The organism is Rhodospirillales bacterium (genome assembly GCA_014323865.1).
GTDB lineage: Bacteria > Pseudomonadota > Alphaproteobacteria > SP197 > SP197 > SP197.
Genome location: JACONG010000014.1, coordinates 79,767 through 104,075, shown reverse-complemented (window position 1 = coordinate 104,075; position 24,309 = coordinate 79,767). Strand labels below are relative to the sequence as shown.

The window sequence follows — 24,309 nt, the reverse complement described above, 5'->3', positions numbered from 1 at the left end:
AGTGTTGTCGTGTTGCTGCGATTGCGAAATTCTATGCCGCACTGCACAATGGTCGCAGAATGGACTGGCTCATGCGCACCGTACGCACCGTCAACGACCTGAGACAGATGACCGACGCTTGGCGCCGCGAGGGTGCCACCGTGGCGCTGGTGCCGACCATGGGCGCGCTGCACGCGGGCCACCTGGCACTCGTGGCGCTGGCCCGGAGCCGCGCCGACCGGGTCGTGGCGAGCCTCTTCGTCAATCCGCGGCAGTTTGCCGAGGGCGAGGACCTCGACCGTTACCCGCGCGACGAGGCGAGCGATACCACACTGTTCCGCGAGGCCGGCCTCGACCTGCTCTATGCGCCGGATGCGGCGGCAATGTATGCCGAGGGCTTCGCGACCCAGATCAGCATGGCAGGCCCGGCCGAGGGATTGGAGGCCGACCATCGCCACGGGTTCTTCACCGGCGTCGCCACGGTGGTCGCCAAGCTGCTGATCCAGGCCGAGGCCGACATCGCGGTGTTCGGCCAGAAGGACTACCAGCAGCTCATCGTTGTCACGCAGCTCGCGCGCGATCTTGATCTCAGGACGCAGATTGTAGGCGTTGAGACGGTGCGGGAGGCCGACGGGCTCGCAATGTCGTCGCGCAATGCCTATCTGAGCGACGAAGATCGTGCCCGGGCCCCTGCCCTTCATGCCACGCTGATCGAAACCGCGGCGGCGGTCCGGGCGGGCACGCCTGTCGATGTCGCGCTGTCGGCGGGACGGCAGACACTTGAAGGCAACTTCGATCGGGTGGACTATCTCACCCTGCGCGATGCGGCTACGCTGACCCCGCTTGAATCGGGGGACGGTGCGGGTCGCCTGCTGGCGGCGGTGCGCCTCAACACAACACGGCTGATCGACAATGTCGCTGTGGACCGAGAAAAGTAAGGGCGACCGCCGGTGCTCGGCGCGTCTGATCTCCGGCTTGGCGCACCACGAACTGCTGGGGCCCAAGGGCGGCAAACCCATCGTGGGGTTGACGGCCTACACCGCGCCCACCGCGCGCTGCCTCGACCGCCATGTCGACTTCATGCTGGTCGGCGATTCGCTCGCTATGGTGCTTTACGGCATGGAAACCACACGCACGATCGACCTCGACACCATGATCCGCCACGGTTACGCCGTCGCCCAGGCGGCCAAGAACACGATCGTCATCGTCGACATGCCCTTCGGCACCTATGAACACAACCGCGACCGCGCGCTCGACAACGCCTGGCGCGTGATGGACGCGACCGGCTGCGATGCCGTGAAAATGGAAGGCGGCGCAGGTCTCGGGGGCACCGTTGAAGCAGCCGTGAAGCGCGGCATCCCGGTGATGGGCCATGTCGGGCTGATGCCGCAGAAGGTGAAGTCGGCGGGCCAGTTCAAGTCCAAGGGTCATTCCGACACCGCCCGCCGGAGCATCATCAAGGACGCCCAGGCGATCGCCGAGGCCGGTGCCTTCGCCATCGTCGTCGAGGGTGTGGTCGAGACCGTGGCGGCCGAGCTGACCGAAAAGTGCCCGGTCTCCACCATCGGCATCGGCGCCTCGGCCGCCTGCGACGGCCAGATCCTTGTCACCGAGGACATGACCGGCATGTTCGACACGTTCAAACCGAAGTTCGTCAAACGTTACGCCGAACTTGGCAAGCTCATGGAAGAGGCCGTCATCGCCTACGCCGACGACGTGAGGCACCGCCGCTTCCCCGGGCCTGAGCACACCTTCAAGCAGCGCAAGAAGAAACCGGCCTTCGGCACCTGAATCGTGTCATCCAGGACAAGCGGCACAGCCGCACCAATCCGGTATTCCGGCAGCGCACCACCTTCTGATCATCGCGGACCGATATCCTGACTCTCGCGTTGTTCGGCCGGGATGACGCAGTGGCTGGCGCGCCTGATCAGGTCAGTTCCCCCTCACCCAGCTCCACCTAGGCTCGTTTCTCGCCAAGGCTCCGCATCCCTCTCCCAAGTAGGGCGAGGGAAGGTTCGTGCGGTCAGCCCTCGCCTGCGGCCTTGTCCTTGAGGCGCTGTTCGGCTTCGGCAGACATGCGGAGATGGAGTTCGTGCAGATGGTGGGTGGCGGCTTCGCCGGGTGCGCCCATCATCAGGTCCTGGGCCTGCTGGTTCATGGGGAACAGCGTGATCTGGCGGATGTTGTGCTCGTCGGCGAGCAGCATGACGATGCGGTCGATGCCGGGTGCCAAGCCGCCGTGCGGCGGGGTGCCGTACTGGAAGGCGTTGAACAGCGCGCCGAAGCGCTCCTCAACGTCCTTGGCCGTGTAGCCCGCGATCTCGAAGGCCTTCACCATGGTGTCAGGCTCGTGGTTCCGGATGGCACCCGAGCAGAGCTCCACGCCGTTGCAGACGATGTCGTACTGGTAGGCGAGGATCTCGAGCGGGTCCCTGGACTCCAGCGCCTCAAGACCGCCCTGGGGCATCGAGAAAGGGTTGTGGCTGAAGTCGATGCGCTTTTCCTTCTCGTCGTACTCGTACATCGGATAGTCGACGATCCAGCAGAAGCGATAGACGTTCTCCTCGAGCAGACCGAGTTCGGTACCGACGCGGGTGCGTACGAGACCGGCGATGCGTTCGGCCTCACCCTTGGCCGCGCAGGAGAAGAAAACGGCATCGCCGTCGCCCACGCCCGCGAGCTCGCGGATCTGCTGGAGCTCTGTGTCCTTCATCAGCTTGGCGATCGGCCCCTTGCCAGCGCCATCCTCGAAGATGATGTAGGCTAGACCCTTCGCACCGTTGTCCTGGGCGAAGCCGATCATCTTGTCGAAGAAGCTGCGCGGCCGCCCGCCCGCACCGGGTGCCGGAATGGCGCACGCCACTGCACCCTTCTCGATTTGACTCCTGAAGATCTTGAAGTCGGACTCGGCGAACGTGGCCGTGACGTCAGCGTTGATAACCGGGTTGCGGAGATCGGGCTTGTCGGTGCCGTACTTCAGCATGGCCTCGTCAAAGCCGATGCGCGGGAACGGCATGGGCGTGACGGGCCGGTCGGCGAATTCCTCAAAGACGCCGTGCATGACCGGTTCGATGGTCGAAAGCACGTCCTCCTGGGTCACGAAGTTCATCTCGACATCGAGCTGGTAGAACTCGCCAGGCGAACGGTCGGCGCGCGCATCCTCGTCGCGGAAGCAGGGTGCGATCTGGAAATAGCGGTCGAAGCCCGAGGCCATGACCAGCTGCTTGAACTGCTGCGGGGCCTGCGGCAAGGCGTAGAACTCGCCGGGATGCAGGCGGCTGGGCACCAGGAAGTCGCGCGCGCCTTCGGGACTCGAGGCCGTCAGGATCGGGGTCTGGAACTCGGTGAAGCCGGCCTCAACCATGCGCATGCGGATCGAGTGGATGACCTTCGAGCGCAGCACGATGTTCTTCTGCATCTGCTCGCGCCGGAGATCGAGGAAGCGGTAGCGCAGGCGCATATCCTCAGGATAGTCGACCTCGCCGAACACCGGCATGGGCAGGATCTCGGCTGCCGACAGCACATCGAAGGCACGAATGCGGACCTCGACATGGCCCGTCGGCAGGTCGGGGTTCACTGTCTCGTCGGTACGGGCAACGACGGGGCCCTCGATCGTCACGACGCTTTCGCTGCGCACGGCCTCGACCACGGGGAAGTGTTCGCCGTCGGTTTCGATCACGCACTGCGTCATGCCATAATGGTCGCGCAAGTCGACGAACAGCAGGTTGCCGTGGTCGCGCTTACGGTGAACCCAGCCCGACAGGCGAACGATCTCGCCGACGTGGTCGCGGCAAAGGTCGCCGCAGGTGTGTGTGCGGTAGCGGTGCATGGTCGAATTGCCCGGAATCATCGTCGTTTTCCCGGCCCTGTACCGAGGCGCGCAATCAACGCCTTGGCCCCACCAATGTCAAGGCAGGCAGGGGCCGGGCCGAGTGAATGCAAGCGAGCATCAACGTCGAACTGTAGACTCGTCATCAAAACCCTGTAGAGAGAGGGGTTATGATTGTTTTAACCGATTCCGCCGACGTTGCCGCCCTGTGCGCGCAGCTGCGCGATGAGCCCTATGTCACCATCGACACCGAATTCATGCGCGAGCGGACCTACTGGTCCCAGCTCTGCCTGATCCAGATCGCCGGCAAGGACGAGGTCGCCGCGATCGACCCGCGGACCAACGGGATTGACCTCCAGCCTTTCTTCGATCTTCTGGCCGACGAGAGCGTGTTGAAGGTCTTCCACGCTGCCCGCCAGGACCTCGAAATCTTCTTTCACATGACCAGCCACGTGCCGCATCCGGTGTTCGACACCCAGGTGGCGGCCATGGTCTGCGACTTCGGCGACCAGATCGGCTATGAGGCGATCGTGCGCAAAGTCATCGGCCAGCATGTCGACAAGGATTCGCGTTTCACCGACTGGTGCCGCCGCCCCCTGACCGACAAGCAGATCAAATATGCGCTGGCCGACGTCACGCACCTGCGCCCGGTTTATGAGTCGATCGCCGCGACCTTGGAGAAGAAAGGCCGCACTGCCTGGATCGAGGAGGAGATGGCGGTGCTGACCAGCGCCGACACCTATCGGGTCGACATCGATCAGGTCTGGCAGCGGATCAAGATGAAGGGATGCAAGCCGCGTCAGATGGCGGCCCTGCGCGAGCTCGCCGCATGGCGCGAGAAGACCGCGCAGGCCAAGGATATCCCGCGTAACCGTATCATCAAGGACGATGCTCTCGTTCAGATCGCCCTGCAGCTGCCGAAATCGTTGGAAGAGATGGATACGATCCGGCTGGTGCCCCAGGGCATGGCCCGCAGCAACAACGGCAAGGGCATGCTGGCAGCCGTCGGACGTGCGCTCGCGTTGTCGGACGATGACCTGCCGAAGAAGGAAATGAACGAACGGCCGCCGCCCGCTGCGCCCGCTGCGCTGGTCGACCTGATGAAAACCCTGTTGCGCGCCAAGTGCGAGATGGAGGGCGTCGCCCCACGGCTCGTCGCCAACATGTCGGAGGTCGAGCGGTTCGCCGCTCAAGACGACCCCGACAGCCCGCTAGTACACGGCTGGCGCAACGAGATTTTCGGCAAGGACGCCCGCCGCCTGAAGGCCGGAAAGCTGGCACTTGCACCCGACGGCGAAAGCCTCAAGCTGATCGAAATCTAGGCTTGTTTACCCGATCGTTGTCTTATTGACGCGAGAGGCACATCGCCACCACGGGACGGATGGCGGACCATAGGGAGGCGCTTGATACACGGATCCGTGACTCGTTTGACGATAGATATTGTGGCCGCCATCGACTTGGATACTGGCACAGCACTCGCGGCTGATTGTCCGGCCGAGGTCGCCGATCCGATCACGGTCATCGATTTCGCGGTCTGTGCCGAACTTCAGGACGCCATGCGCGATCCGGCCGTCATGTTGCTGGACACCTACGAGAATATCTACTCCCGCTATTTCGACAACTAGTGCCACCGCGACACCGATTCCGGCTGGGTGCGCGCCATCACGGTGCGCGCCGCCTGGCCCTTCACCGCCATGTTGATCGATAGCGCCTGGCACTCGCAGTACAACAGCACACATTCGCCGTTCGTGATCTGGTAATCGCCCGAGATGCACACCCGGATGGAGGAGAACCGCGCGCCCGGCGACGAAGTCGCCCTAGTCGAGAACACCTGTCTGGGCCGTCACGGCTTCATGGGCCAGCGCCAGTACAACATCGACCAGCATGCCGCAACAGACGAATACGGCAGCTTCAGCCGCGAGTTCGTCTCTGCCACGCCGTGACCGAGCGATGCGCCCGACGGCGACCTGCTGCACGGCGCGGGCAAGACGCCCGAGACCTGCCAGCAGTGCCACATGCCGTGCGTCACCGACGACGGCTCGCCCACGGTCTCGAAGATCGCCAGCATTCAGGAGTACTCGACCTTGGCCGAGACCGCGTTCATCTCAGGCCCCTATGCGATCGACATTCCCGAGCGCGAAAGCTTCGACCGCCACGACCTCCTTGGGCTCAACATCTTCCTGGTGATAATGGGCCAGCAGTTCCCCGACGTGATGGGAGTCCGCACCGTCGATCCGATGATGGTGAACAAGGCGATTGATTCGCTCGACTACACGGCCGCGAGATCGTCGACCAGGCCCAGATCTATCAGGAGTTCGTGAGCACGCCCGGTGACGGTCCCGGCCCGCAGTGCGGCCTTGACGCCGAACCCGCCGGCCAGTTGACGACCTCGTTCCTGTCGATCTGCACCGAGGTGAAGAACGACCGGCTCCTGTCCCACGGCTATCTACCTGAGAGCGATCGCGGCGACATCGCGCTCGGGGCCGACAAGGACATGGGCATCGACGGCGGTCGGTGACGATCCGGACTACGCCGACGGCAATGGCATGGACAGCCTGATCTATCGCGTTACCGCCGACGATTTGAGCAGCACCCCGGCATCCGTCCGCATTCAGCTCTACCTCCAGGCGACACCTCCCTCTTCTACCTGCAGCATCGTTTCTGCACGGCCCAGGGCGAAGACCGCGATCGGCTCTACTTCATGGCCGGCCACCCAACCTCGACAGCACCACCGCCAGGGGCTGGAAGCTGCTGGTCGCCGATACGGGCGAAGTCGCCGTCGAATGATCGATTTGTTCGATCATTCGATCCAAAAGCAAACAAACCAATTCGCACGGGCTCTTTTCGTGTAAAATGGCCGAGGCTTTTGGGCGCGCTTGCGACAAAGCCAAATTCACACCTCTTTCAACCCATCGACTTGGCGGAGTGACATGGACGGCGACAAGGACATCATCAAGCACCTGAACGGTGTACTCAAGAACGAGCTGACCGCGATCAACCAGTACTTCCTGCATTCCCGAATGCTCGAGGACTGGGGCTTTGATTGTCTTGCGCAAAAGCTCTACAGGGAATCGATCGAGGAAATGGAGCACGCCGATGCGCTGATCAAGCGCATCCTCCTCATCAAGGGACTGCCCAACCTGCAGGACCTTGGCCGCTTGCGGATCGGCGAGAGCATTGAAGAGATCATGACATGCGACCTCGCTTTGGAGCAGGAAGCCATCCCCCAACTAAGGGAAGCGATTGCTCTCTGTGAGCAGAAGAGCGACTACGTCAGTCGATCACTCCTGGTGTCCATCCTCGATGACGAGGAGGAGCATGAGGACTGGATTGAGACCCAGATAGGTCTGATCGAGAAGATGGGAATCCAGAACTACACCCAGTCGCAGATGTCGGCAGAGGAGTAGTCTCAAGCATTGCCTGTTCGGAGTTTTGGTCCTTGCTCACCTGAGACTGCGAGACGAACAGTCTGAGGGCTAGACCCGTCTTTTCGGCGCTTAACCCGGGCCAAGCGAACGCCATAGTCAGGGCGACCCCGACGATGTCCCCTTGGAGCCGTGAATGGCGTCCAAGATTTCCTGAGCGTGCTCCAAGCATTGTCCGCAGCACGGACCATTGCCGAGCGCATAGTAGACCTCTTCGGCGTAACGCGCACCATCGGCCGCCGCCTCATGGACGTCGTCTTCGCGGTAACCGTTGCAAATGCACACGTACATGGCACAACCCAGCTGGCAATAGCGAGATAGTAGATGCGAGCCATTCGCATTTGCAAGACTAATTTTCACCAACGGCGAAGACATCGCCGAGCACGCTCTGTCCTAAAGCGTTCCGCGGAAGCTGCCTCCGTCCATTACCAGGTTCTGGCCAGTGATGAAACCGGCGTGCTGGCTGCAAAGGAAGGCACAGGCGGCACCGAACTCGTCGGGTTCGCCGAAGCGTTTGGCGGGATTTCCCTGGGCTTCGCGCTTCATGGTGTCCTCCATGGTTTCGTCGCCCTGCTGGCGGCCGACCATGGTCTGCTTCAGCCGGTCCGTGTTGAAGGGACCCGGAAGAAGACCGTTGATCGTGACGTTGTGTTCGACGGTCTCGCGGGCCAGGCCGGCGCAGAAGCCGGTCAGGCCGGCACGAGCGCCGTTCGACAGACCCAGGATCGGGATCGGCGACTTCACGGCAGCCGAGGTTATGTTGACGATGCGGCCGAACCTGCGGTCGATCATGCCGTCAACAGTGGCCTTGATCAACATGATGGCGGTCAGCATGTTCGCATCCAGCGCCTTGACCCAGTCGTCCCGGTCCCAATCACGGAAGTTGCCTGGCGGCGGACCACCTGCATTATTGACGAAGATGTCGGGCTGCGGGCAAGCGGCCAGAAGCTCAGCCTGGCCTTCGGCGTTCGTGACGTCACAGGCGACCTCGCTGATGGTCACGTCGGGACTGGCGGTGCGGATCGCGGTGGCCGTGGCCGCGACGGTCTCTTCGGTACGGCCGTTGATCACCACGTCGCAGCCCTCGGCGGCGAGCGCTTCGGCACACGCGCGGCCCAAGCCCTTGCTCGACGCGCAGACGATGGCCTTGCGGCCCCGAATTCCCATGTCCATGGATCAGTCCCCCTTGAGATCGAGTTCGGTCTGCGCCGCCTCCAGAACGTGGCGCGCCAAGGGCATCGTGATAGCGCGACGTTCTGCCAGCGACAAATCATCGAGTGCCGCGACAACGCTACCGACGGCGGCAAATGACCGTTCCATGCGGGCGACCAGATAGGCAATCACGTCGTCAGGCACGGCAAGCTGGCGATCGTGGAACTGCTTGGAGAGCACAGCGCCGATCAGATCGTCGCCCGGACGCTCGATGCCAACGACCTGAATCGCCGAAAGCCGGGAGCGAAGATCCGGCAGGGCAACGGACCAGCGGGCGGGCGGTGCCTGACTCGTCAGAAGAAGGAAACCGTCGTTCTCGCGCACCAGATTGATAAGATGGAAGAGCGCCGCTTCGTCGACGACACGGTTGCCGTCTTCGACGACCACAACGGGTTCAGCCTCGGACCACGTGCACAGAAGGCTCTCTTCAAGATCGCTCGCCGACAGCAGGTCGGCACCGCTGCGCCGTCGCCAGACATGGGCCAGATGAGTCTTGCCGCAGCCAATGGGCCCATGGAGCGCCAGAACACGTCCAGGCCAGTCGGGCCAACGGTCGATCCATGCGACCGCCTCAGTGTTTTCCGCAGCAACGAGGAAACTCTCTTCGACCAGAGCCGGACGATGCTCGAAACCGAAGACAAGCTGGGCCGGTCTCACAACGGCAGGATGATCCAGTTGTCGCCCTGGGCGCTCAGCCCGAGGCCGACGCGCCGCAGCCCCGCACGCAACTCCTCGAGCGTCCCGACATAACGCAGCAGAATACGAACACGGTCGACGGAGACAACCAGCGGCAGGGTCTCGGTGAGCACGGCCGGTTGCGCAAGGCGACTGCGGATATCGACCCACTCACCCAGACTGCGGACAGGAATCTCGGCAACCATCGCAGCCTCGACGCCGTCGGGGACGTAGGTCGCGGCGGTCCAGTAGTCACTGACGCCCTGCCGGGTGGTATCGACGGCAGCGATGTAGTCCTGCGCGGAGATATCGACGACTGTCTCCGTCGCCTCGACCTCGCCGTCGGTTACCCCGTCGAGCACGCCGGGCGGCGGCTCGAGCAGGATGCTCATGGGAATGGTTTCACCCTCGGGGCCTTCGTACCAAGTCAGCGTCTGGCCAAGGCGGGAAGCCGTCGGCTGCGCAACGGCGACGAGGATGCCGTCGACCTCGTAGCGCGCCAGCAGCACCTGCATCTTTGACCAATCACCGGCCAGCGCCCCATCCGCATCGATCGCGAGGAGATCGTTAAGATCAGCCACGGGCGATATGATTTTAACCGCGAACCCCGATCCCGGTCGTTGCTGCCAGGCCCGAAGCCAAGGATTGACCTCCTCCCAGAGCTGGTTGCCTTCCGTCGTCTGGAGGACGGGCAGGACTAACATGACCGGTGTCGGCACCACAAGATGCGGCACGCCGGAGTTGCCGAGCCAGGCCAGCACCGAATCCGAACGGAAACGGACGGTGACATTGGCGCGATAGCGACCCGTAGTGATCTTCTCGTCGGCGAACTCGAGGCTCTGGACAATTGTCTCCAGGGTCGCGGCATCGGGCTCGTCGACCAGGGAGATGTCACCGGTGACCATCCTCTCGATCAGACGGTTCCAGGCGATGCGCTGGGCGTTCGCGATTGCGACTCGCCGTGCCTCGCTGGCATCACCGGCCGATTCGTCGACCGCAACGTTGCGGATGGTCAGCACCTGCCCGGCCGCATCGGCAGTCGGTGCCGCGCTCAGCCATACGGTCGCAAGCGCGACGACGAACAGCCAAAAGGTCCTAGGGAATGTCAGACGGTCTCTCATTGCAAAGCCGGGATCATACCGTATAGATGGAGGAACCTTAGCAAATCGGATCGGGGGGAGCGAGGCTGCATGACAGGCCTCACTTACAAGGCCGCCGGGGTCGACATTGATGCCGGGGAAAGCCTCGTCGAAGCAATCAAACCGCTGGCGAAGGCGACATCGCGAACCGGCGCCGACGGTGCGCTGGGCGGCTTCGGCGCGTTCTTCGACCTGAAGGCCGCCGGCTACGACGATCCCATCCTGGTCTCGGGTACCGACGGCGTCGGCACCAAGCTCAAGCTCGCCATTGATACCGGCATCCACAATACGGTCGGCATCGATTGCGTGGCGATGTGCGTGAACGATGTCGTGGTGCAGGGTGCCGAACCGCTTTTTTTCCTCGATTACCTCGCCATCGGGGCGATGGATGTTGCCAAGGGTGCCGAGATCATCGGCGGCGTGGCCGAGGGTTGCCGCCAGGCAGGCTGTGCCCTGATCGGCGGCGAATCGGCGGAGCTGCCGGGTCTCTATGCCGAGAGCGACTACGATCTCGCCGGGTTCTGCGTCGGCGCGGTGGAACGCGGCGCGATGCTGCCCACACCTGACATGGCCGACGGCGATGTACTCCTGGGGCTCGCGTCCGACGGTGTTCACTCCAACGGTTTCTCGCTGGTCCTCCGTGCACTCGCCGTTCGCGGCATGGCGCTCGGCGACGATGCGCCCTTCGCGCCGGGCCGTACGATCGGCGAAGCCTTGCTCGACCCCACGCGGATCTACGTGAAGAGTTGTCTTGCCGCGATCCGGGCTGGCGGCGTGAAGGGCCTGAGCCACATCACCGGCGGCGGCCTTCTGGAGAACATTCCGCGTGTCCTGACCGACGGTCTGGCCGCACGGCTGGAGGCCGGGAGCTGGAAGGTGCCGGCGGTGTTCGGCTGGCTTGCGCGCGGTCACCAGGGCCCCGGCATTGCGGCTGCCGAGATGGCACGCACGTTCAACTGCGGCATCGGCATGGTGCTCATCGTGGCGGCGGACCGGGCGGATCATCTTGCAAGCGTACTGGCCGACCATGGCGAGACCGTGACAATGATCGGAAAGCTGGTTCCTGCCGGTGACAGGCCACAGGTCGTGATCGACAGGCTCGACGGCGACTGGCTGGGATCATGAAGGTTGCCGTCTTCATCTCCGGACGCGGCACCAACCTGCAGGCGCTGCTCAATGGCTGCACCGAGGAAGACAACCCGGCCGAGATCAACTTGGTGCTCTCGAACCGGCCCGGCGCTCAGGGCCTTCAGCGCGCAGCAGCGGCAGGCATTCCGACCGTGGTCGTCGATCATACGACCTACGACAGCCGCGAGACCTTCGACGCCGCGCTTGATGCCGCAGTGCGCCGCGCCAACTGCTCCATGATCTGCCTTGCGGGCTTCATGAGGGTGCTGACCGAAGACTTCATGCGCACCTGGCGTGACCGCATTCTCAACGTCCACCCCTCGTTGCTGCCCTCGTTCCCCGGGCTGAACTGCCATGCCCGTGCGATCGAGATGGGCGTGACCGTTTCAGGCTGCACGGTGCACTTCGCCAGGCCCGAGCTCGACAACGGCCCGATCATCGTCCAGGCCGCCGTGCCGGTGTTGCCCGACGACGACGAGGACACGCTCGCCGACCGTATCCTGGAAGCCGAGCACCGCATCTACCCCATGGCCCTCAAGCTCATCGCCCAGGGCCGGGTGCGCATCGTCAACGAGCGCGTCCGCATCCACGACGTCACCCAGGCCGATGGTGTGCTGGTGAACCCGGTAGCGATTTGACCAACGATCGACCCTCACCCTCCTGCGGCTGCGCCGCGGGTCCCTCCCTCTCCCGATCCCGGGAGAGTGGACAAATGAGCAAGCCGCACGAACAAACCCCTCACCTCACCGGGGAGAGGTCAGCGGAAGTTTGGCGAGAGACGAGCCTGGCCGCAGCAGTGTGAAGAGGAATCGCCGTCGGGGATCTGCATCTGCTCCAGCAGGTCGGCGGTTGCTTCGGGGGTGATGATCATGGCGTCGCGGCCTGTCGCCAGTTCGTGGTTCGGCCAACCAACCGGCGGCACGGAGGCGTTGCCAGATCGGTTCCATCACCTGACAGACGGGATCGGTGCAGGCGACGTAGTCGGTTGGCACACCGTTGCCGGGCGGATGGGCAAGCCGGAGGGGTGTGGTGCAGGTGCGCAGGGGACGGGACACGAGCTTGGTGTCGAGCCATGATGCCTGTTCAGGCGTGACGCCGCCGTAGCTGTGACCGACCAGCACAACGTCGCCGTGCCATGCACCATGAACGAGGACGAGGGTGCGGGACGCTCCTATGGAGGTCAGTAGCCGCGGACAGGGTCGACAACGTTGAAAACAGGCTCGCCCGCCATATAGCGCTTGAGGTTGTCGGCGAAGAGCTCGATCGAGCGCAGTTCCCAACCCTCAAAGGTTGCGCAGCTGTGCGGTGTGATCATGACGTTCTCGTAGTCCCACAGCGGATGATCCTCAGGCATCGGCTCGGGATCGAAGACGTCCAGCGAGGCACCGGCGACATGACCGCTATCGAGTGCAGCCATCAGGTCCACGGCAAGCGTCACACCGCCGCGTGACACATCGACCAGCATGGCACCGGGTTTCATCGCTGCGAAGGCAGTCCTGTCGATCAGTCCGATGGTGCGTTCGGTTTTTGGCGTCGCGACGGCGACGAAATCGGCCTCGGCGAGCGCGGCGTGGAGATCGTCGGCAGCATAGACCCGATCGACATTGTCGGTCGGCTGCGGATTGGCCCGGGTGCCGACGACCGTGAGGCCCAGGGCCTTCGCCATGCGCGCGATGTCGCGGCCGATGTGGCCCAGCCCGACGACACAGATCGTCTTGCCCGAGATGTGGCCGACGCTTTGACCGGACCAGACATGATCGGCCTGCCGGCGAGCAAAGGTCGGATACTTGAGCGTCAGCGCGATGATCGAGCCGATGACGTGCCAGGCCAGCGCCTCAGTCGCCACCCCGGCGCCGTTGGTCACGAGGATCGCCTTGGGGTCCCACGGCCCGAGATGGTCGACGCCGACACCGCCGACCGCGATCCAGCGCAGCGAGGGCTGATCGAAGACCGCCGCGATGGGATAAGTCTTGTCCTCGAAACGAATGTGGAACTGCACATCCGGACCGAACGCTGTTGTGTCGGCGATCAGGGCATCATAGCTCGCCGACAGGCCGACCTCGACGCCGAGTACCAGCTCCAGCAGCCGGTCCCTCAGCGGTTCGGGCTCGTTGTGATGGATCAGGACGCGAATCACAGAGCGCTCGCGAATTCTGCTGTGTCACCCCGGTCGACCGAAGGTCGAGCCGGGACCTCGAACGATGGGGACGTGCCTGTCGAGGTCCCGGATTGGCGGCGTTTCGGGCCTTGTGCTGGATGACACATCACAACGTCAGCCGACGACCTCGGAGCCGGAGAAAAAGTAGGCGATCTCAATAGCGGCGTTCTCGGGCGAGTCCGAGCCGTGCACCGAATTGGCCTCGATCGATTCGGCGAAGGCCTTGCGGATCGTACCATCGGCGGCATCGGCCGGATTGGTCGCGCCCATGACTTCTCGGTTCTTGGCGACGGCGTTGTCGCCTTCGAGGACCTGAACCACCACCGGGCCCGAAGTCATGAACGCGACGAGAGAACCGAAAAACGGCCGCTCCTTGTGGACGGCGTAGAACGTCTCGGCGTTCTCCTGGGTCATGTGGATGCGCTTCTGGGCGACAATCCGCAGGCCAGCGTCTTCCAGCATGGCGTTGATCTTACCGGTCAGGTTGCGACGGGTGGCATCGGGCTTGATGATCGAAAAGGTGCGTTCGCCCATGGTTGAAAGTGTCCGTTCGTAAGGGTTGATAGCAGGGAATTTGGCGCGCCTTATAGGCACTGTGTTGCGGCCCGTCCACCGTTTGACGGACCTCGCCCTGCGCACGAATCGCAACGCGAAGACCAGCAAGTCCGGGAGCTTCGATCATGACCGTGACCTACCCCATTGAGGGCGGCTGTGCCTGTGGCGAAATCCGCTACCGCATGATGACCAAGCCGCTCTTCGTCCACAGCTGCCACTGCAGCTTTTGCCAACGCCAGTCGGGGGCAGCCTTCGCGGTCAACGCCATGATCGAGACCGACAGGATCGAGTTGTTGAAGGGACAGACGGAACCCGTGACGGTGCCCACCACCTCGGGTGCCGGCCAGACAATCATGCGCTGTCCAACCTGTCGCGTCGCCGTGTGGAGCCACTACGCAGCGGCGGGCGACAAAATCGCCTTCGTCCGCGCCGGTTCGCTCGACGGGGGTGCCGCGATCGAGCCCGACATCCACATCTTCACGTCGACCAAGCAGCCCTGGGTGCCGCTGCCCGAAGGCAAGCCGGTGGTCGAGGAGTACTACAGTGCCAAGAAGATGTGGCCCGAAGAGAGCCTCATGCGCATGAAGTCACTGATGGGTTAGCGCACCTGCCCTGCCCAACGTCCCGTTCCGTCGGAGGACCGTCGATCATGACCGACCTCTTCAGATCCAACTTCGCCCTCGACGTTGCCGCGATCGACCTGCCGCTCGTCGAGGACCACGGCATGAATGTGCTGGAAGGCTCTGGCGAGGTCCGTGCGCTGACGTTCAGCGTCGACAAGGCAAAGGAGATCGAGCGGGGCGTTTGGGAAGCTGCCGAAGGTATCGTGGAAGACACGGAGACCGACGAGCTTGCCGTCATCATCTCGAGCGATTGCACCATCGAATTCCTCAAACAGCGATGATGCCCCGGTCGAGCTCCGACCCGAAACATTCCTGATCCTGAAGGCAGGGACACGGGCGCGCTGGACGATCCGCGAGCGTCTGCGGAAGGTACTATCGGACCCCGTGGTCGACTGATTGAGACGTTCGCGCACCCGAGCTCAATGAGTGCAGAAGCTTGTTTCGGCCTACTCCTCGAACCTCAGCGAGAGCAATGAATCGCGTGAAGGTCGGCGGGCCCCTACTTTAGTCGGCCAGGGTCGTTCCGCAGACCAGCTTCATCTCGGCAACACTCGTGTAGGACGACCGACATCATCAAGTAGCGGAACGTCCTTTCCGTCTCGGGGAAGGTGATGTCAGCGATCAACAGGACGGCGGCGCGACTGTCGAACTCTCCGCGCTTGGCGTCGACCACACCTGCACCCGGAATCTGCTCAATGATGACGGCGATCAGTTTATCCGACGGCTTCGTCGTCATGAACGCGTTGATCTGGTCCTGCGTCATATCCTGCAGGGCCGCGTGAGAGACGACCGATACAGTGCAAACAGCGACGTGGTCCGAATCGCTCGGCATGACCTGCACCAAGCAGGCCGCCGGTCCACGGCCGAAATCTCTCACGATCGTCAGGCGAATCTTGTCATCACTGTTGTGCTGGAGCGACCACGAGTTCGGATAGGAGATGCGGAATTTGTAGTGCTGTCGCGGTAGGTGACATCGGCCACCATAACCGTCGGGGCGTCGCTCAGCAGGAGAAAGACCAGAAGCAGGCTGAACGTTCGAGCGATTCTCATGTCCGCTTCTCCCTTACATCGGCAGGGGCACGTCAGCCGCTTGCAACGGCGGTTTCCCCAGGATTATGTCGGTGGCCTTCCCACCAATCACAATCGAAGTTGCATTCGTGTTCAAGTATACAATCGAAGGCATCAGCGACCTGCAGGCCCTTAATGTCGTGAACCTTGAGGTTCGAATCGACAACAGCCATGGCGTCGTTGCCCATTTTGCAGGTGCCGGCGAGGTGGAAGCTGCCGGCCACATTGTCGCGCATGAATGTCTCGGTCTCAGCGGGCCTCAAGATATCGGTGCCGGGATCGACCTCGGTGATGCCATGCACCATATGGGCAGGCTAGTTGGCGATCTCACACCCCATTTCGATGGTGTGCGCCATTCGCTTGAAGTCGCTCTCGGCAACCAGGAAGCTGGAATGAATGCGCGGCGTATCGGTGGGGTCGGTGCGCAGCCAACAGCATGTCTCTCGACATTGTTGGCCGCACCTGGGCCCGTGTGGATCGAGAGCCAGCGCGCGCCCTTGCAGAGCATCAGGTCCTTGCGCATGTACTTGCTCATTGAGACTGACTTGTCGGTACGCCACTTCATGTAGATCAGCGGATGGTCGTGAAGGTTCTGTCCGACGCCCGGCAGGTCCACCTTCACGTCGATACCGTGCTGGCGCAGCTCGTCGGCCGGGCTGATGCCCCACAACATCACCAGATGGGGCGATCCCACCGCACCGCCCGAGAGGATCAGCTCGCGCGTGGCGCGCATGGTATGGGCTTGGCCGTTGCCCTTCCGGATCTCCAGGCCGGCCGTGCGGGTGCCTACGAGGGCGACCTTCGTGGCAAGCGCATCGGTCTCGACCGTCAGGTTGGCGCGGCCGGCATTGAACCGGACGCAGACCTCGGCCGTCGACGTGCGCATGCCGTTGTAGATGTTCATCTGGAAGGCACCGAAGCCTTCGTGATGCTGGCCGTTGATGTCGTCGGTGACGGCATAACCCGCCTGTTCGCCCGACTGGATGAAAGCTTCGTGGAGATCCGCCGGGTAGTCGCCCTGGATGACGTGGACCTGGCCGGGGCCACTGCGCCAGGCACTCTCGCCACTCTGCCAAGTCTCCATGCGCTTGAGATAGGACAGCACCTCGCGCCAGGACCAGTCGTCCGCGCCTTCCGTGACCCAGCGCTCGAAATCGAGCGCATGGCCACGGATGAAGCACATGATGTTGCTGGAGCTGGAGACGCCCAGCATCTTGCCGCGCGGCTGGATGATCGAACGGTCATTCAGCGTGGTCTCGTTCTTGCCCTCGAACATCCAGTTGAAGGCGGGAGACTGCCAAGTGCTGCCGAACGCGGCGAGCATATCGACCCGCCAGTTGTTCAGCAACGTGCCCTTTGCCGGTCCCGCCTCCAGCAGCAGCATGGAGACGGACGGATCCTCCCTCAGCCGAACCGCGAGCGTCCCACCCGTACTGCCGCTGTCGAGAACGATGTTAGTCGTAGTCGCGGTTGGCCACAATCACCGGCTCCCGTTCAGGATCGTGATCGTCGCGGCGACCTCCCTGTCGCCGAAGCATTTGGTGCAGGCATCACCGAAGACCTCGGTCATCAGCTTGGTGAAACGGGTGTCGAGGCCGTTCTCCTCGGCCCACGACACCAGATGCTGCATGGCTGCGACATAAACATCGAGCGGCACCTGATCAGCCTCGTTAGGCGTCGCGGCCGATCATGTCACCTTACTCCCCGTCGCATGTTTGATCTCGGGATCGAAGAAAGGCATGGCACCGAAGAAGACCTTGGGGTCGATCCTGAGATTCTGGCTGAACGTCGCCCCCTGCAGCAGGCCGAACCAGCCGAGATTGAGCGCGGCAGACCCTTCACGTTGTCGGAGACGAAGGTGTTGCCTCCGCCCAGAGCCTCGAGCACCGCCTTGTTGACGTCACAGACCGATGGGTCGCCCGACATTAAGACATAGCGCTGGGATCAGTTGCTCTCGGCCTTCTTCTCCCAGCCGCCACGATCGGTCTGCTGCCAGTAGGTCAGGGTGTGGCCGGCGTCCTTTCGGGCCTTCCAGCGTTCACGGGCGGCCGCGACGGCCGTGTCATCGTAGCCGTCGAACATGTCGATGACGCGCTCGTAAGTGTCGATCCGCTCGCTGTCGGCGCTGTCGAGCAGAACGAGGAGGTTGGCGCCGTTCGCATTGGCTTCGTGTTCGGAAAGCCAGACCGGCTGGTGCTCCGGAGCATCCTCGCCTGCCGTGCCGTGAGGCAGGAAGCTCGCGGGATCGAACGTCCAGAGCAGGTCGTTAAGCTGGGCGACACGCTCTTCGCTGCCCGCGACTACCAGGACGCGCATGCCGCGCTCAAGAGCCTTCTCAAGCAGCTTCGGCAGCGCACGCCCCAAGGGCGTGCGCTGCAGATGATAGAAGCCGATGTCGGTCAACGGATGCAGCGATCAAGTTTCGTAGTTGTCCGCGACAAACCGATCGAGCAGGCGCACACCGTAACCCGTCGCACCCTTGGGCGTGATCGGCTCATCGCCCTTCGTCCAGGCAGTGCCAGCGATGTCGAGGTGGGCCCAGGGGGTACCCTCGACGAAGCGCTGCAGAAGGACCGCACCGGCGGTGGAGCCAGCCTCGCGCGCCTTGCCGACATTCTTCATGTCGGCGATGTCGGAGTTGATATCCTTGTCGTAGCGGTCACCCAGCGGCATGCGCCAGAGCTCCTCGCCCGTCTCCTTGCCGGCGGCCGTGAGCGTGGACGCGAGGTCGTCGTCGTTTGAGAAGAGGCCGGCCTGGTAGCTGCCGAGCGCCACGATGATCGCGCCGGTGAGCGTAGCGAGATCGACGATCTGCTTCGGCTTGAACGTCTTCACCGTGTAGTAGAGCGCGTCGGCCAGCACGAGCCGACCTTCCGCATCGGTGTTGATCACCTCGATGGTCTGGCCCGACATGGTGGTGACGACGTCGCCCGGGCGCTGCGCATTGTGCGAGGGCATATTCTCGACACAGCCGATCACGCCGACGACGTTGGCCTTGGCCCCGCGTGCCGCAAGCGCATGCATCAGGCCCATGACGCAGCCCGCGCCCGCCATGTCGAACTTCATCTCCTCCATGCCGGCACCAGGCTTGAGCGAGATACCGCCGGTGTCGAAGCAGACACCCTTACCGACCACGGCCAGCCAGGGGTCGTCGTCCGATCTGCCTTCCCAGCGCATCACGACGAGCTGGCTTTCCTTCTCACTTCCCTGGCCGACGCCGAGCAGGGAACCCATGCCGATCTTGGCCATCCTGGCCTCGCCGAGGACCTCGACATCGACACCGAGTTTCGAGAGCTCACTGGCGCGCCGTGCGAACTCCTCGGGATAAAGCGTATTCGCAGGCTCGCTGACGAGATTTCGGGTCAGAAAGACACCGTCCCGGAGGTGACCGAGACGCGCCATCTTCTCTTCGGCACCCGCAAGTTCGTCGGCCACGACGGTGACCTTCTTCAGGGTCGGCCGATCCTCGTCCTTGATCTTCGTCCGGTAGTTGTCGAAGCGGTAGCTGCGCAGCGTCATGCCGTAGACGTAGTCGCAGACATCCAGTGCCGACGAGGCCGGGATCGCGACATGGCGCGCACCGACCCTGTTGAGATGAGCATAGCTGTTGCCGCCCAAATGCTGGCGATCAAGCGGCTTGAATGTCGAGTAATCGCCGGCTCCGACCGCCACGATGCGATCAGCGCTCAGGCCGTCGGGCGCCAGAATGTCGAGCATCTCGCCTTTCTTGCCGGTGTAGCGGCCGATTCCGACCGCACGCGCGATTACGCCACCAGCCGCCTCGTCCACGCGTTGGGCCGACGGAAACAGCTTCCGCCCCTCTTCGATCACCACAAGCACGGCATCGGCGTCATCGGGAATGGCGTTGGCGAAGGCGATTTCCATGGTGTCCTCACGGTTTCTGGCAATTTTTGTGGGCCCGCGACTGTAGCGGATCAGCGGCGGTTGTGAAGGCACGACCGGCACCCCGGCACGAACAAAAGGAGCGTCCTTCCCCTGACTTATGGCAACCCTTCACGTATAGTTCGACGTTCTCGGGCGTGGAATGGAACAATGATCGGACGACAAGGCGTGAGTACGGTGCGTGCGTGAGCATACCTCTTACATCCTGAAGCAACTTCTTGTGATGGCCACAGGTGTCATCCTGGCGCTTACTGGTGTCGTATGGCTGAGCCAGTCCCTGCGGTTCCTTGATTTTATCATCAACAAGGGGCTGTCGGTTCTGAGCTTCCTGAGGCTCACGATCCTCCTGATGCCGGACGTGCTGACCGTGATCATCCCGATCGCGACGCTGTGTGCCGTCATCTATACGTACAACCGCCTGACATCGGATCGCGAACTAGTCGTTCTCAGGGCTGTCGGGATCAGCCACTGGGGCCTGGCACGACCGGCGCTTCTTCTGGGCATGATCTGCACTCTGATCGGCTTTGCCCTGTCGCTTTACCTGATGCCGGCCGGTTTTCGCACGTTCAAGGACGAGCAAGCCGTGCTGCGCAACGATTTCTCCCACGTCCTGCTGAAGGAAGGCGTCTTCAACACAATCACCGACGAGTTGACGGTTTACGTGCGCACCCGTGACGACGACGGCCGCCTCTTGGGCATCCTGGTGCACGATACATCCGATTCCGAGCTCGTCGTGACGATGATGGCTGTATGGGGTGCCCTTGTTTCGCGAGGCAACGGACCGATGCTGGTGTTGGGACAGGGCAATCGACAGGAGGTCTCGGACGTCGACCGGTCGCTCCAGATGCTCTACTTCGACAGCTACACGCTCGACCTTTCGCCGCTCGTCGAAGAACCCGGCGAGCGCTATCGCGAACCCAAGGAGCGCTATCTGCACGAGCTCGTGCGCGAACCGCAGACTTCGAGCGAAATCCAGAACTACCACGAACTGCTGGCCGAGGCTCATCGGCGGATCGTGACGCCGTTCAATGCGCTGGCGCTCGCCCTGATCGGGCTCGCCGCGATGATTGCGGGGGAGTTCGACCGCCGCCGCCAATGGGCGCGGATCGCCTGGGGCATTGTCGGCGGCCTGACCTACTTCGGAGGATCGTTTGCTCTTGCGGGCGCGATCGTGAAGAACCCGGCCCTGCTGAGCGCCTACTACCTGCTCCCCGTGGCGACCTGTGCGCTCGCAATCTGGATCATGACACGGCAGCGTTTCACGCTGCTGCGCGTGCTGACCCAGCTTACACCGACAGGTTCCTGATCGGCCGTGCGCATCTCCCTGATCCTCTCACGCTACATCGCGCAACGCTTTCTGTCGTCGATCCTGCTGGTGTTCGGCATCGTGATCGGCGTCGCCTTCCTGATCGACCTGGTCAACCTGGGCGACCGTGCGGCCTCGCGCGAGGAGGCGGGTTTCGGGCTGGTGCTTGAGATGGCCCTGCTGCGCATGCCCTTCCTGGCACAGAAGGTGCTGCCCTTTGCCCTGCTGTTCGGCACGATGCTGACCTACGTCTGGCTGACTCGGTCCCATGAGCTCGTCGTCACGCGTGCCTCGGGCGTCTCGGCATGGCAGTTCCTGCTGCCGTCGCTCGCCATTGCGCTGGTTCTCGGCGGCATCGTGATCACAGTGTCCAACCCGCTGGCTTCGGCGATGGTAGCGCGCTTCGAGCAACTGGAGTCCCAGTATCTGCGCGGCCAAAGCAGCCTGCTCGCGGTTTCGGAGGGCGGCCTCTGGTTGCGCGAGGGCGATGGAACGCGCCAGTTCGTGATCCATGCCACCAATGTTGCCTCGCGCGGCGCCAAACTCGGCAGCGTCATCATCTTTACCTTCGAGGACAACGACCGTTTCATTGAGCGCCTTGATGCCGAAACCGCCGTGCTGCACGACGGCTACTGGATGCTTGAGGATGTTCTCGTGACCCGGCCTGACGCCACGGTGGAACGTTTCGAGACCCTTGAGGTTCCGACGCAGCTGACAATTCTGCGCATTCAGAACAGCTTCGCCTCACCGGAAACGATGTCGTTCTGGGAACTGCCGGCCTTCATCGACACCCTGGAGGAAGCAGGATTCTCCCCGCTGCGCCACAGAATTCACTGGTACGCTATCCTCTCGACACCACTACTCCTGACGGCGATGGTGCTGGTGGCGGCCACCTTCTCGCTCCGCCTGACACGGCGGGGCCGTCTGGGTCTCTTCATCCTGGCCGGGCTCGGTTCAGGCTTCCTGCTCTATTTCCTGTCCGACATATCGCTGGCCCTCGGCATGTCGGGGAGTTTGCCGCCAGTCCTTGCCGCCTCGGCGCCGGCGGCCATCTTCGCGATGATCGGCGGCGCCCTACTCTTCCATCTGGAGGACGGTTGATGGTGCGGCGTCATCTGGCCGCAGCCGTGCTGTTTCTCGCTTTGCAGGCGGTCATGTTGCCTGCCGCAGCACAGGAGGAGGCGTTCGCGGACTACATCGTCATGCAGGCCGATGACGTGCGCTACGACGATGTCAACGGGATCACCACAGCCACCGGCAACGTGGAGTTCGCCTATCAGGGACGCATTCTTCAGGCCGACACGGTGACCTACAACGAGACGACCGATCTGGTGATCGCGACCGGCAACGTGGTCCTGGTCGAACCGACGGGCGAAGTGCTGTTCTCCGAGTACGCCGAAATGACAGGAGATCTGCACGAAGGCCTGATCGACGGCATCCGCATTTTGCTGTCCGACAACAGCCGGCTTGCGGCGAACGGCGCACGGCGCTTCGAAGGCCGGGTCACGGAGATGAGCAAAGCGGTCTACAGCCCGTGCGAGCTCTGCCAGGAGAACCCCAGCGATGCGCCGTTCTGGCAGGTGAAGGCCGATCGGGTGATCCACGACCAAACCCTGCAGGACATTATCTATCATGACGCCACGCTGGAGCTTTTCGGCCTGCCGGTGCTCTACACGCCCTATCTGCGCCTTCCCGACCCCACGGTCGACCGCCGCAGCGGCCTTCTGACGCCGCGCTTCGGATCGAGCAGTACACTGGGCTACAACATTCTGATTCCCTACTATTTCGTCCTCGACCCGAACCGCGATGCGACGGTCTCGCCGCTCATCACGGAAGACGAAGGTCTCGTAATGTTCGGCGAGTACCGGGAACGCACACAAACGGGCATCTACGCGCTCGACGGCTCGATCACCTACACCGATGCGCGTGACAATTTCGGCGCCAAGACCGGTGGCCAGGAAGAACGCTGGCATGCCCGCGGCGAAGGTCTGTGGAACTATGGCCCGACTTGGCAGTACGGCTTCGAGTTCTTCCGGTCGTCCGACGACAGTTACCTCTCGCGCTACAGCATCGACGATTCTGACACGCTGACGACCTCGGTCTATGTGGAGGGCTTCCGCGGCCGCTCCTATGCCTCCGCCTTCGGATACGCCTTCCAGGGCCTGCGTCAGGCGGACGATCAAGACGCGATTCCACTTGCCCTGCCGGAGCTTGACTACAGCCTTGTCACCGATCCCGATTCCTGGGGCGGGTTCTTCACGGTCGACGGCAAGATTCGATCGTTGACCCGGGACGAAGGTGCCGAGAGCAACGTCATCTCGCTCAAGGGTGGCTGGGAACGCCCGCTGCTGACCGAAAGCGGGCACCTCTTCACCGTTCGCGGCTCGCTGCGCGGCGACGCCTATGACGTCGACGACGTCAACGTGGGCCCCGGAAAATCTCTCGAATCCGGCTTCGTCGGCCGGATCGTGCCACAGGCCTCGCTGGAGTGGCGTTATCCGATGATGCGCACAATCGGCACCATACAGCAGACGATCGAGCCCATCGTTCAGGCGGTCTGGAGTCCCAACGGCAGCAACCCGGAGGGCATTCCCAACGAGGACAGTCAAGACTTCGAGTTCGACGAGATCAACCTCTTCAGCACCAACAGGTTCACCGGCATCGACCGCGTCGAAGGGGGCCTGCGCATCAACTACGGCCTGCGCATAGGCGCCTTCGGCTTCGGCGGCGGACGCAGCGAACTCCTGATCGGGCAAACCTGGCGCGAGCGCGACGACAACACATTTGCACCGGAATCGGGGTTCGACGGGCATTTCTCGGACTATGTGGGTCGTCTTGTCATCAGCCCGAGCCGGTACGTCAATCTGCTCTACCGCTTCCGGATCGACGATGAGGAATTCAGCTTCAAGCGCTCGGAACTCGGTGTACGTGTGGGGTCCGAACGGGCCGTTCTGGGCGTGGCCTACATCCGCCTCGACGAAGCCGCGGGGAACGTCGTCGATACCGACGGCACACGCGAGCAGATCATGACAACCGCCCGGCTGCAGGTTCAGGACGAATGGGTGCTCTCGGGCGACTGGCGCGAGGACCTTCAGGGCGGCGGCACGATCTCGTACAGCGGTGCGATCACCTACGAAAACGAGTGCATCGCCATCACCGGCCGTGCCGAACGACGCCTGACCAGCAACATCGGCATCGATCCCGAGACCGTTCTGTTCTTCACGGTCGAACTGAGAACTCTCGGATAGACAATGCGCAGGCCGACCACATGGCGAATCCGCCTTGATTTCGTCCAATCTGTCTCGCATC

The 24,309-nt window shown here is 62.9% G+C and carries 28 protein-coding genes; 15 read left to right on the top strand and 13 right to left on the bottom strand.

Annotated elements, in window-relative coordinates; translation table 11 throughout:
* Positions 1–59: 59 nt before the first annotated feature.
* Positions 60–917 (top strand): pantoate--beta-alanine ligase, encoded by an 858-nt coding sequence (locus GDA49_08175; GenBank protein ID MBC6440370.1) that lies wholly within the window; start codon positions 60–62, stop codon positions 915–917.
* Positions 892–1,770, top strand: coding sequence for a 3-methyl-2-oxobutanoate hydroxymethyltransferase (gene panB / locus GDA49_08170; GenBank protein MBC6440369.1), 879 nt, complete (start codon positions 892–894; stop codon positions 1,768–1,770). The genes GDA49_08175 and panB overlap by 26 nt, the downstream gene beginning before the upstream one ends.
* 232 nt (positions 1,771–2,002) lie before the next feature.
* On the opposite strand, the gene aspS is transcribed toward panB, so the two are convergent.
* Positions 2,003–3,808, bottom strand: a complete 1,806-nt coding sequence (gene aspS / locus GDA49_08165; protein ID MBC6440368.1) for an aspartate--tRNA ligase — start codon at positions 3,806–3,808, stop codon at positions 2,003–2,005.
* A gap of 170 nt (positions 3,809–3,978) precedes the next feature.
* Here aspS and rnd point away from each other — a divergent pair, with 170 nt between their 5' ends.
* The 6 genes from rnd (at position 3,979) to bfr (ending at position 7,215) form a co-directional block, all read left to right on the top strand.
* A complete protein-coding gene (gene rnd, locus GDA49_08160; protein ID MBC6440367.1) occupies positions 3,979–5,130 on the top strand; it encodes a ribonuclease D in 1,152 nt (383 codons plus the stop codon).
* A 120-nt stretch (positions 5,131–5,250) separates the two neighbouring features.
* Positions 5,251–5,433: a hypothetical protein gene (locus tag GDA49_08155; protein MBC6440366.1), complete on the top strand. Its 183-nt coding sequence runs from the start codon at positions 5,251–5,253 to the stop codon at positions 5,431–5,433.
* 144 nt (positions 5,434–5,577) lie between these two features.
* Positions 5,578–5,751: a hypothetical protein gene (locus GDA49_08150; GenBank protein ID MBC6440365.1), complete on the top strand. Its 174-nt coding sequence runs from the start codon at positions 5,578–5,580 to the stop codon at positions 5,749–5,751.
* Between the two features lie 72 nt (positions 5,752–5,823).
* Positions 5,824–6,129 carry a hypothetical protein gene (locus GDA49_08145; GenBank protein ID MBC6440364.1) on the top strand — a complete coding sequence of 102 codons (306 nt, stop codon included), beginning with the start codon at positions 5,824–5,826 and terminating at the stop codon, positions 6,127–6,129.
* Complete coding sequence (locus GDA49_08140) at positions 6,126–6,326, top strand: hypothetical protein (GenBank protein ID MBC6440363.1); 201 nt, start codon at positions 6,126–6,128, stop codon at positions 6,324–6,326. The genes GDA49_08145 and GDA49_08140 overlap by 4 nt, the downstream gene beginning before the upstream one ends.
* A gap of 412 nt (positions 6,327–6,738) precedes the next feature.
* The gene (gene bfr, locus GDA49_08135; GenBank protein ID MBC6440362.1) at positions 6,739–7,215 is read left to right on the top strand and encodes a bacterioferritin; all 477 of its coding nucleotides are present in this window, start codon (positions 6,739–6,741) and stop codon (positions 7,213–7,215) included.
* A 117-nt stretch (positions 7,216–7,332) separates the two neighbouring features.
* On the opposite strand, the gene GDA49_08130 is transcribed toward bfr, so the two are convergent.
* The 4 genes from GDA49_08130 to GDA49_08115 all read right to left on the bottom strand — a co-directional run bounded on the left by GDA49_08130 (position 7,333) and on the right by GDA49_08115 (position 10,241).
* Positions 7,333–7,524, bottom strand: a complete 192-nt coding sequence (locus GDA49_08130) for a (2Fe-2S)-binding protein (GenBank protein MBC6440361.1) — start codon at positions 7,522–7,524, stop codon at positions 7,333–7,335.
* Positions 7,525–7,626: 102 nt separating this feature from the next.
* A complete protein-coding gene (locus GDA49_08125; protein MBC6440360.1) occupies positions 7,627–8,406 on the bottom strand; it encodes an SDR family oxidoreductase in 780 nt (259 codons plus the stop codon).
* A 3-nt stretch (positions 8,407–8,409) separates the two neighbouring features.
* Positions 8,410–9,102, bottom strand: coding sequence for a DNA replication protein (locus GDA49_08120; protein MBC6440359.1), 693 nt, complete (start codon positions 9,100–9,102; stop codon positions 8,410–8,412).
* Positions 9,099–10,241, bottom strand: coding sequence for a DUF2066 domain-containing protein (locus GDA49_08115; GenBank protein MBC6440358.1), 1,143 nt, complete (start codon positions 10,239–10,241; stop codon positions 9,099–9,101). The genes GDA49_08120 and GDA49_08115 overlap by 4 nt, the downstream gene beginning before the upstream one ends.
* Positions 10,242–10,310: 69 nt before the next feature.
* Between GDA49_08115 and GDA49_08110 the strand changes: the two genes are divergently transcribed.
* Together GDA49_08110 and GDA49_08105 are read left to right on the top strand one after the other, a co-directional pair.
* Positions 10,311–11,384, top strand: coding sequence for a phosphoribosylformylglycinamidine cyclo-ligase (locus tag GDA49_08110; GenBank protein ID MBC6440357.1), 1,074 nt, complete (start codon positions 10,311–10,313; stop codon positions 11,382–11,384).
* Positions 11,381–12,025 carry a phosphoribosylglycinamide formyltransferase gene (locus tag GDA49_08105; GenBank protein MBC6440356.1) on the top strand — a complete coding sequence of 215 codons (645 nt, stop codon included), beginning with the start codon at positions 11,381–11,383 and terminating at the stop codon, positions 12,023–12,025. Before GDA49_08110 ends, GDA49_08105 begins: the two co-directional genes overlap by 4 nt.
* A 542-nt stretch (positions 12,026–12,567) precedes the next feature.
* Here GDA49_08105 and GDA49_08100 read toward each other — a convergent pair.
* Complete coding sequence (locus GDA49_08100; GenBank protein MBC6440355.1) at positions 12,568–13,524, bottom strand: D-2-hydroxyacid dehydrogenase; 957 nt, start codon at positions 13,522–13,524, stop codon at positions 12,568–12,570.
* Between the two features lie 135 nt (positions 13,525–13,659).
* The gene (ndk, locus tag GDA49_08095; protein MBC6440354.1) at positions 13,660–14,079 is read right to left on the bottom strand and encodes a nucleoside-diphosphate kinase; all 420 of its coding nucleotides are present in this window, start codon (positions 14,077–14,079) and stop codon (positions 13,660–13,662) included.
* A 164-nt stretch (positions 14,080–14,243) separates the two neighbouring features.
* On the opposite strand from ndk, the gene GDA49_08090 reads away from it, so the two are divergent.
* Together GDA49_08090 and GDA49_08085 are read left to right on the top strand one after the other, a co-directional pair.
* Positions 14,244–14,702, top strand: a complete 459-nt coding sequence (locus GDA49_08090) for a GFA family protein (GenBank protein ID MBC6440353.1) — start codon at positions 14,244–14,246, stop codon at positions 14,700–14,702.
* Between the two features lie 47 nt (positions 14,703–14,749).
* Positions 14,750–15,004 (top strand): hypothetical protein, encoded by a 255-nt coding sequence (locus GDA49_08085; protein ID MBC6440352.1) that lies wholly within the window; start codon positions 14,750–14,752, stop codon positions 15,002–15,004.
* Positions 15,005–15,222: 218 nt separating this feature from the next.
* On the opposite strand, the gene GDA49_08080 is transcribed toward GDA49_08085, so the two are convergent.
* From GDA49_08080 to GDA49_08055, 6 genes are all read right to left on the bottom strand, one after another.
* On the bottom strand, positions 15,223–15,567 hold the full coding sequence (locus tag GDA49_08080; GenBank protein ID MBC6440351.1) for a hypothetical protein: 345 nt from the start codon (positions 15,565–15,567) through the stop codon (positions 15,223–15,225).
* Positions 15,568–15,805: 238 nt separating this feature from the next.
* Complete coding sequence (locus GDA49_08075; protein MBC6440350.1) at positions 15,806–16,027, bottom strand: hypothetical protein; 222 nt, start codon at positions 16,025–16,027, stop codon at positions 15,806–15,808.
* A gap of 23 nt (positions 16,028–16,050) precedes the next feature.
* Positions 16,051–17,271: a GMC family oxidoreductase N-terminal domain-containing protein gene (locus tag GDA49_08070; GenBank protein MBC6440349.1), complete on the bottom strand. Its 1,221-nt coding sequence runs from the start codon at positions 17,269–17,271 to the stop codon at positions 16,051–16,053.
* A complete protein-coding gene (locus GDA49_08065) occupies positions 17,272–17,448 on the bottom strand; it encodes a hypothetical protein (protein MBC6440348.1) in 177 nt (58 codons plus the stop codon).
* 287 nt (positions 17,449–17,735) lie between these two features.
* Positions 17,736–18,194 (bottom strand): DNA polymerase III subunit chi, encoded by a 459-nt coding sequence (locus tag GDA49_08060; protein MBC6440347.1) that lies wholly within the window; start codon positions 18,192–18,194, stop codon positions 17,736–17,738.
* 12 nt (positions 18,195–18,206) lie between these two features.
* Positions 18,207–19,676, bottom strand: a complete 1,470-nt coding sequence (locus GDA49_08055) for a leucyl aminopeptidase (protein ID MBC6440346.1) — start codon at positions 19,674–19,676, stop codon at positions 18,207–18,209.
* Positions 19,677–19,875: 199 nt separating this feature from the next.
* Between GDA49_08055 and lptF the strand changes: the two genes are divergently transcribed.
* The 3 genes from lptF to GDA49_08040 are packed head-to-tail and all read left to right on the top strand — an operon-like array spanning position 19,876 to position 24,248.
* Positions 19,876–21,000 (top strand): LPS export ABC transporter permease LptF, encoded by a 1,125-nt coding sequence (gene lptF, locus GDA49_08050; GenBank protein ID MBC6440345.1) that lies wholly within the window; start codon positions 19,876–19,878, stop codon positions 20,998–21,000.
* 6 nt (positions 21,001–21,006) lie between these two features.
* The gene (gene lptG, locus GDA49_08045; protein MBC6440344.1) at positions 21,007–22,101 is read left to right on the top strand and encodes an LPS export ABC transporter permease LptG; all 1,095 of its coding nucleotides are present in this window, start codon (positions 21,007–21,009) and stop codon (positions 22,099–22,101) included.
* Complete coding sequence (locus GDA49_08040) at positions 22,101–24,248, top strand: LPS-assembly protein LptD (GenBank protein ID MBC6440343.1); 2,148 nt, start codon at positions 22,101–22,103, stop codon at positions 24,246–24,248. Before lptG ends, GDA49_08040 begins: the two co-directional genes overlap by 1 nt.
* Positions 24,249–24,309: the final 61 nt, after the last annotated feature.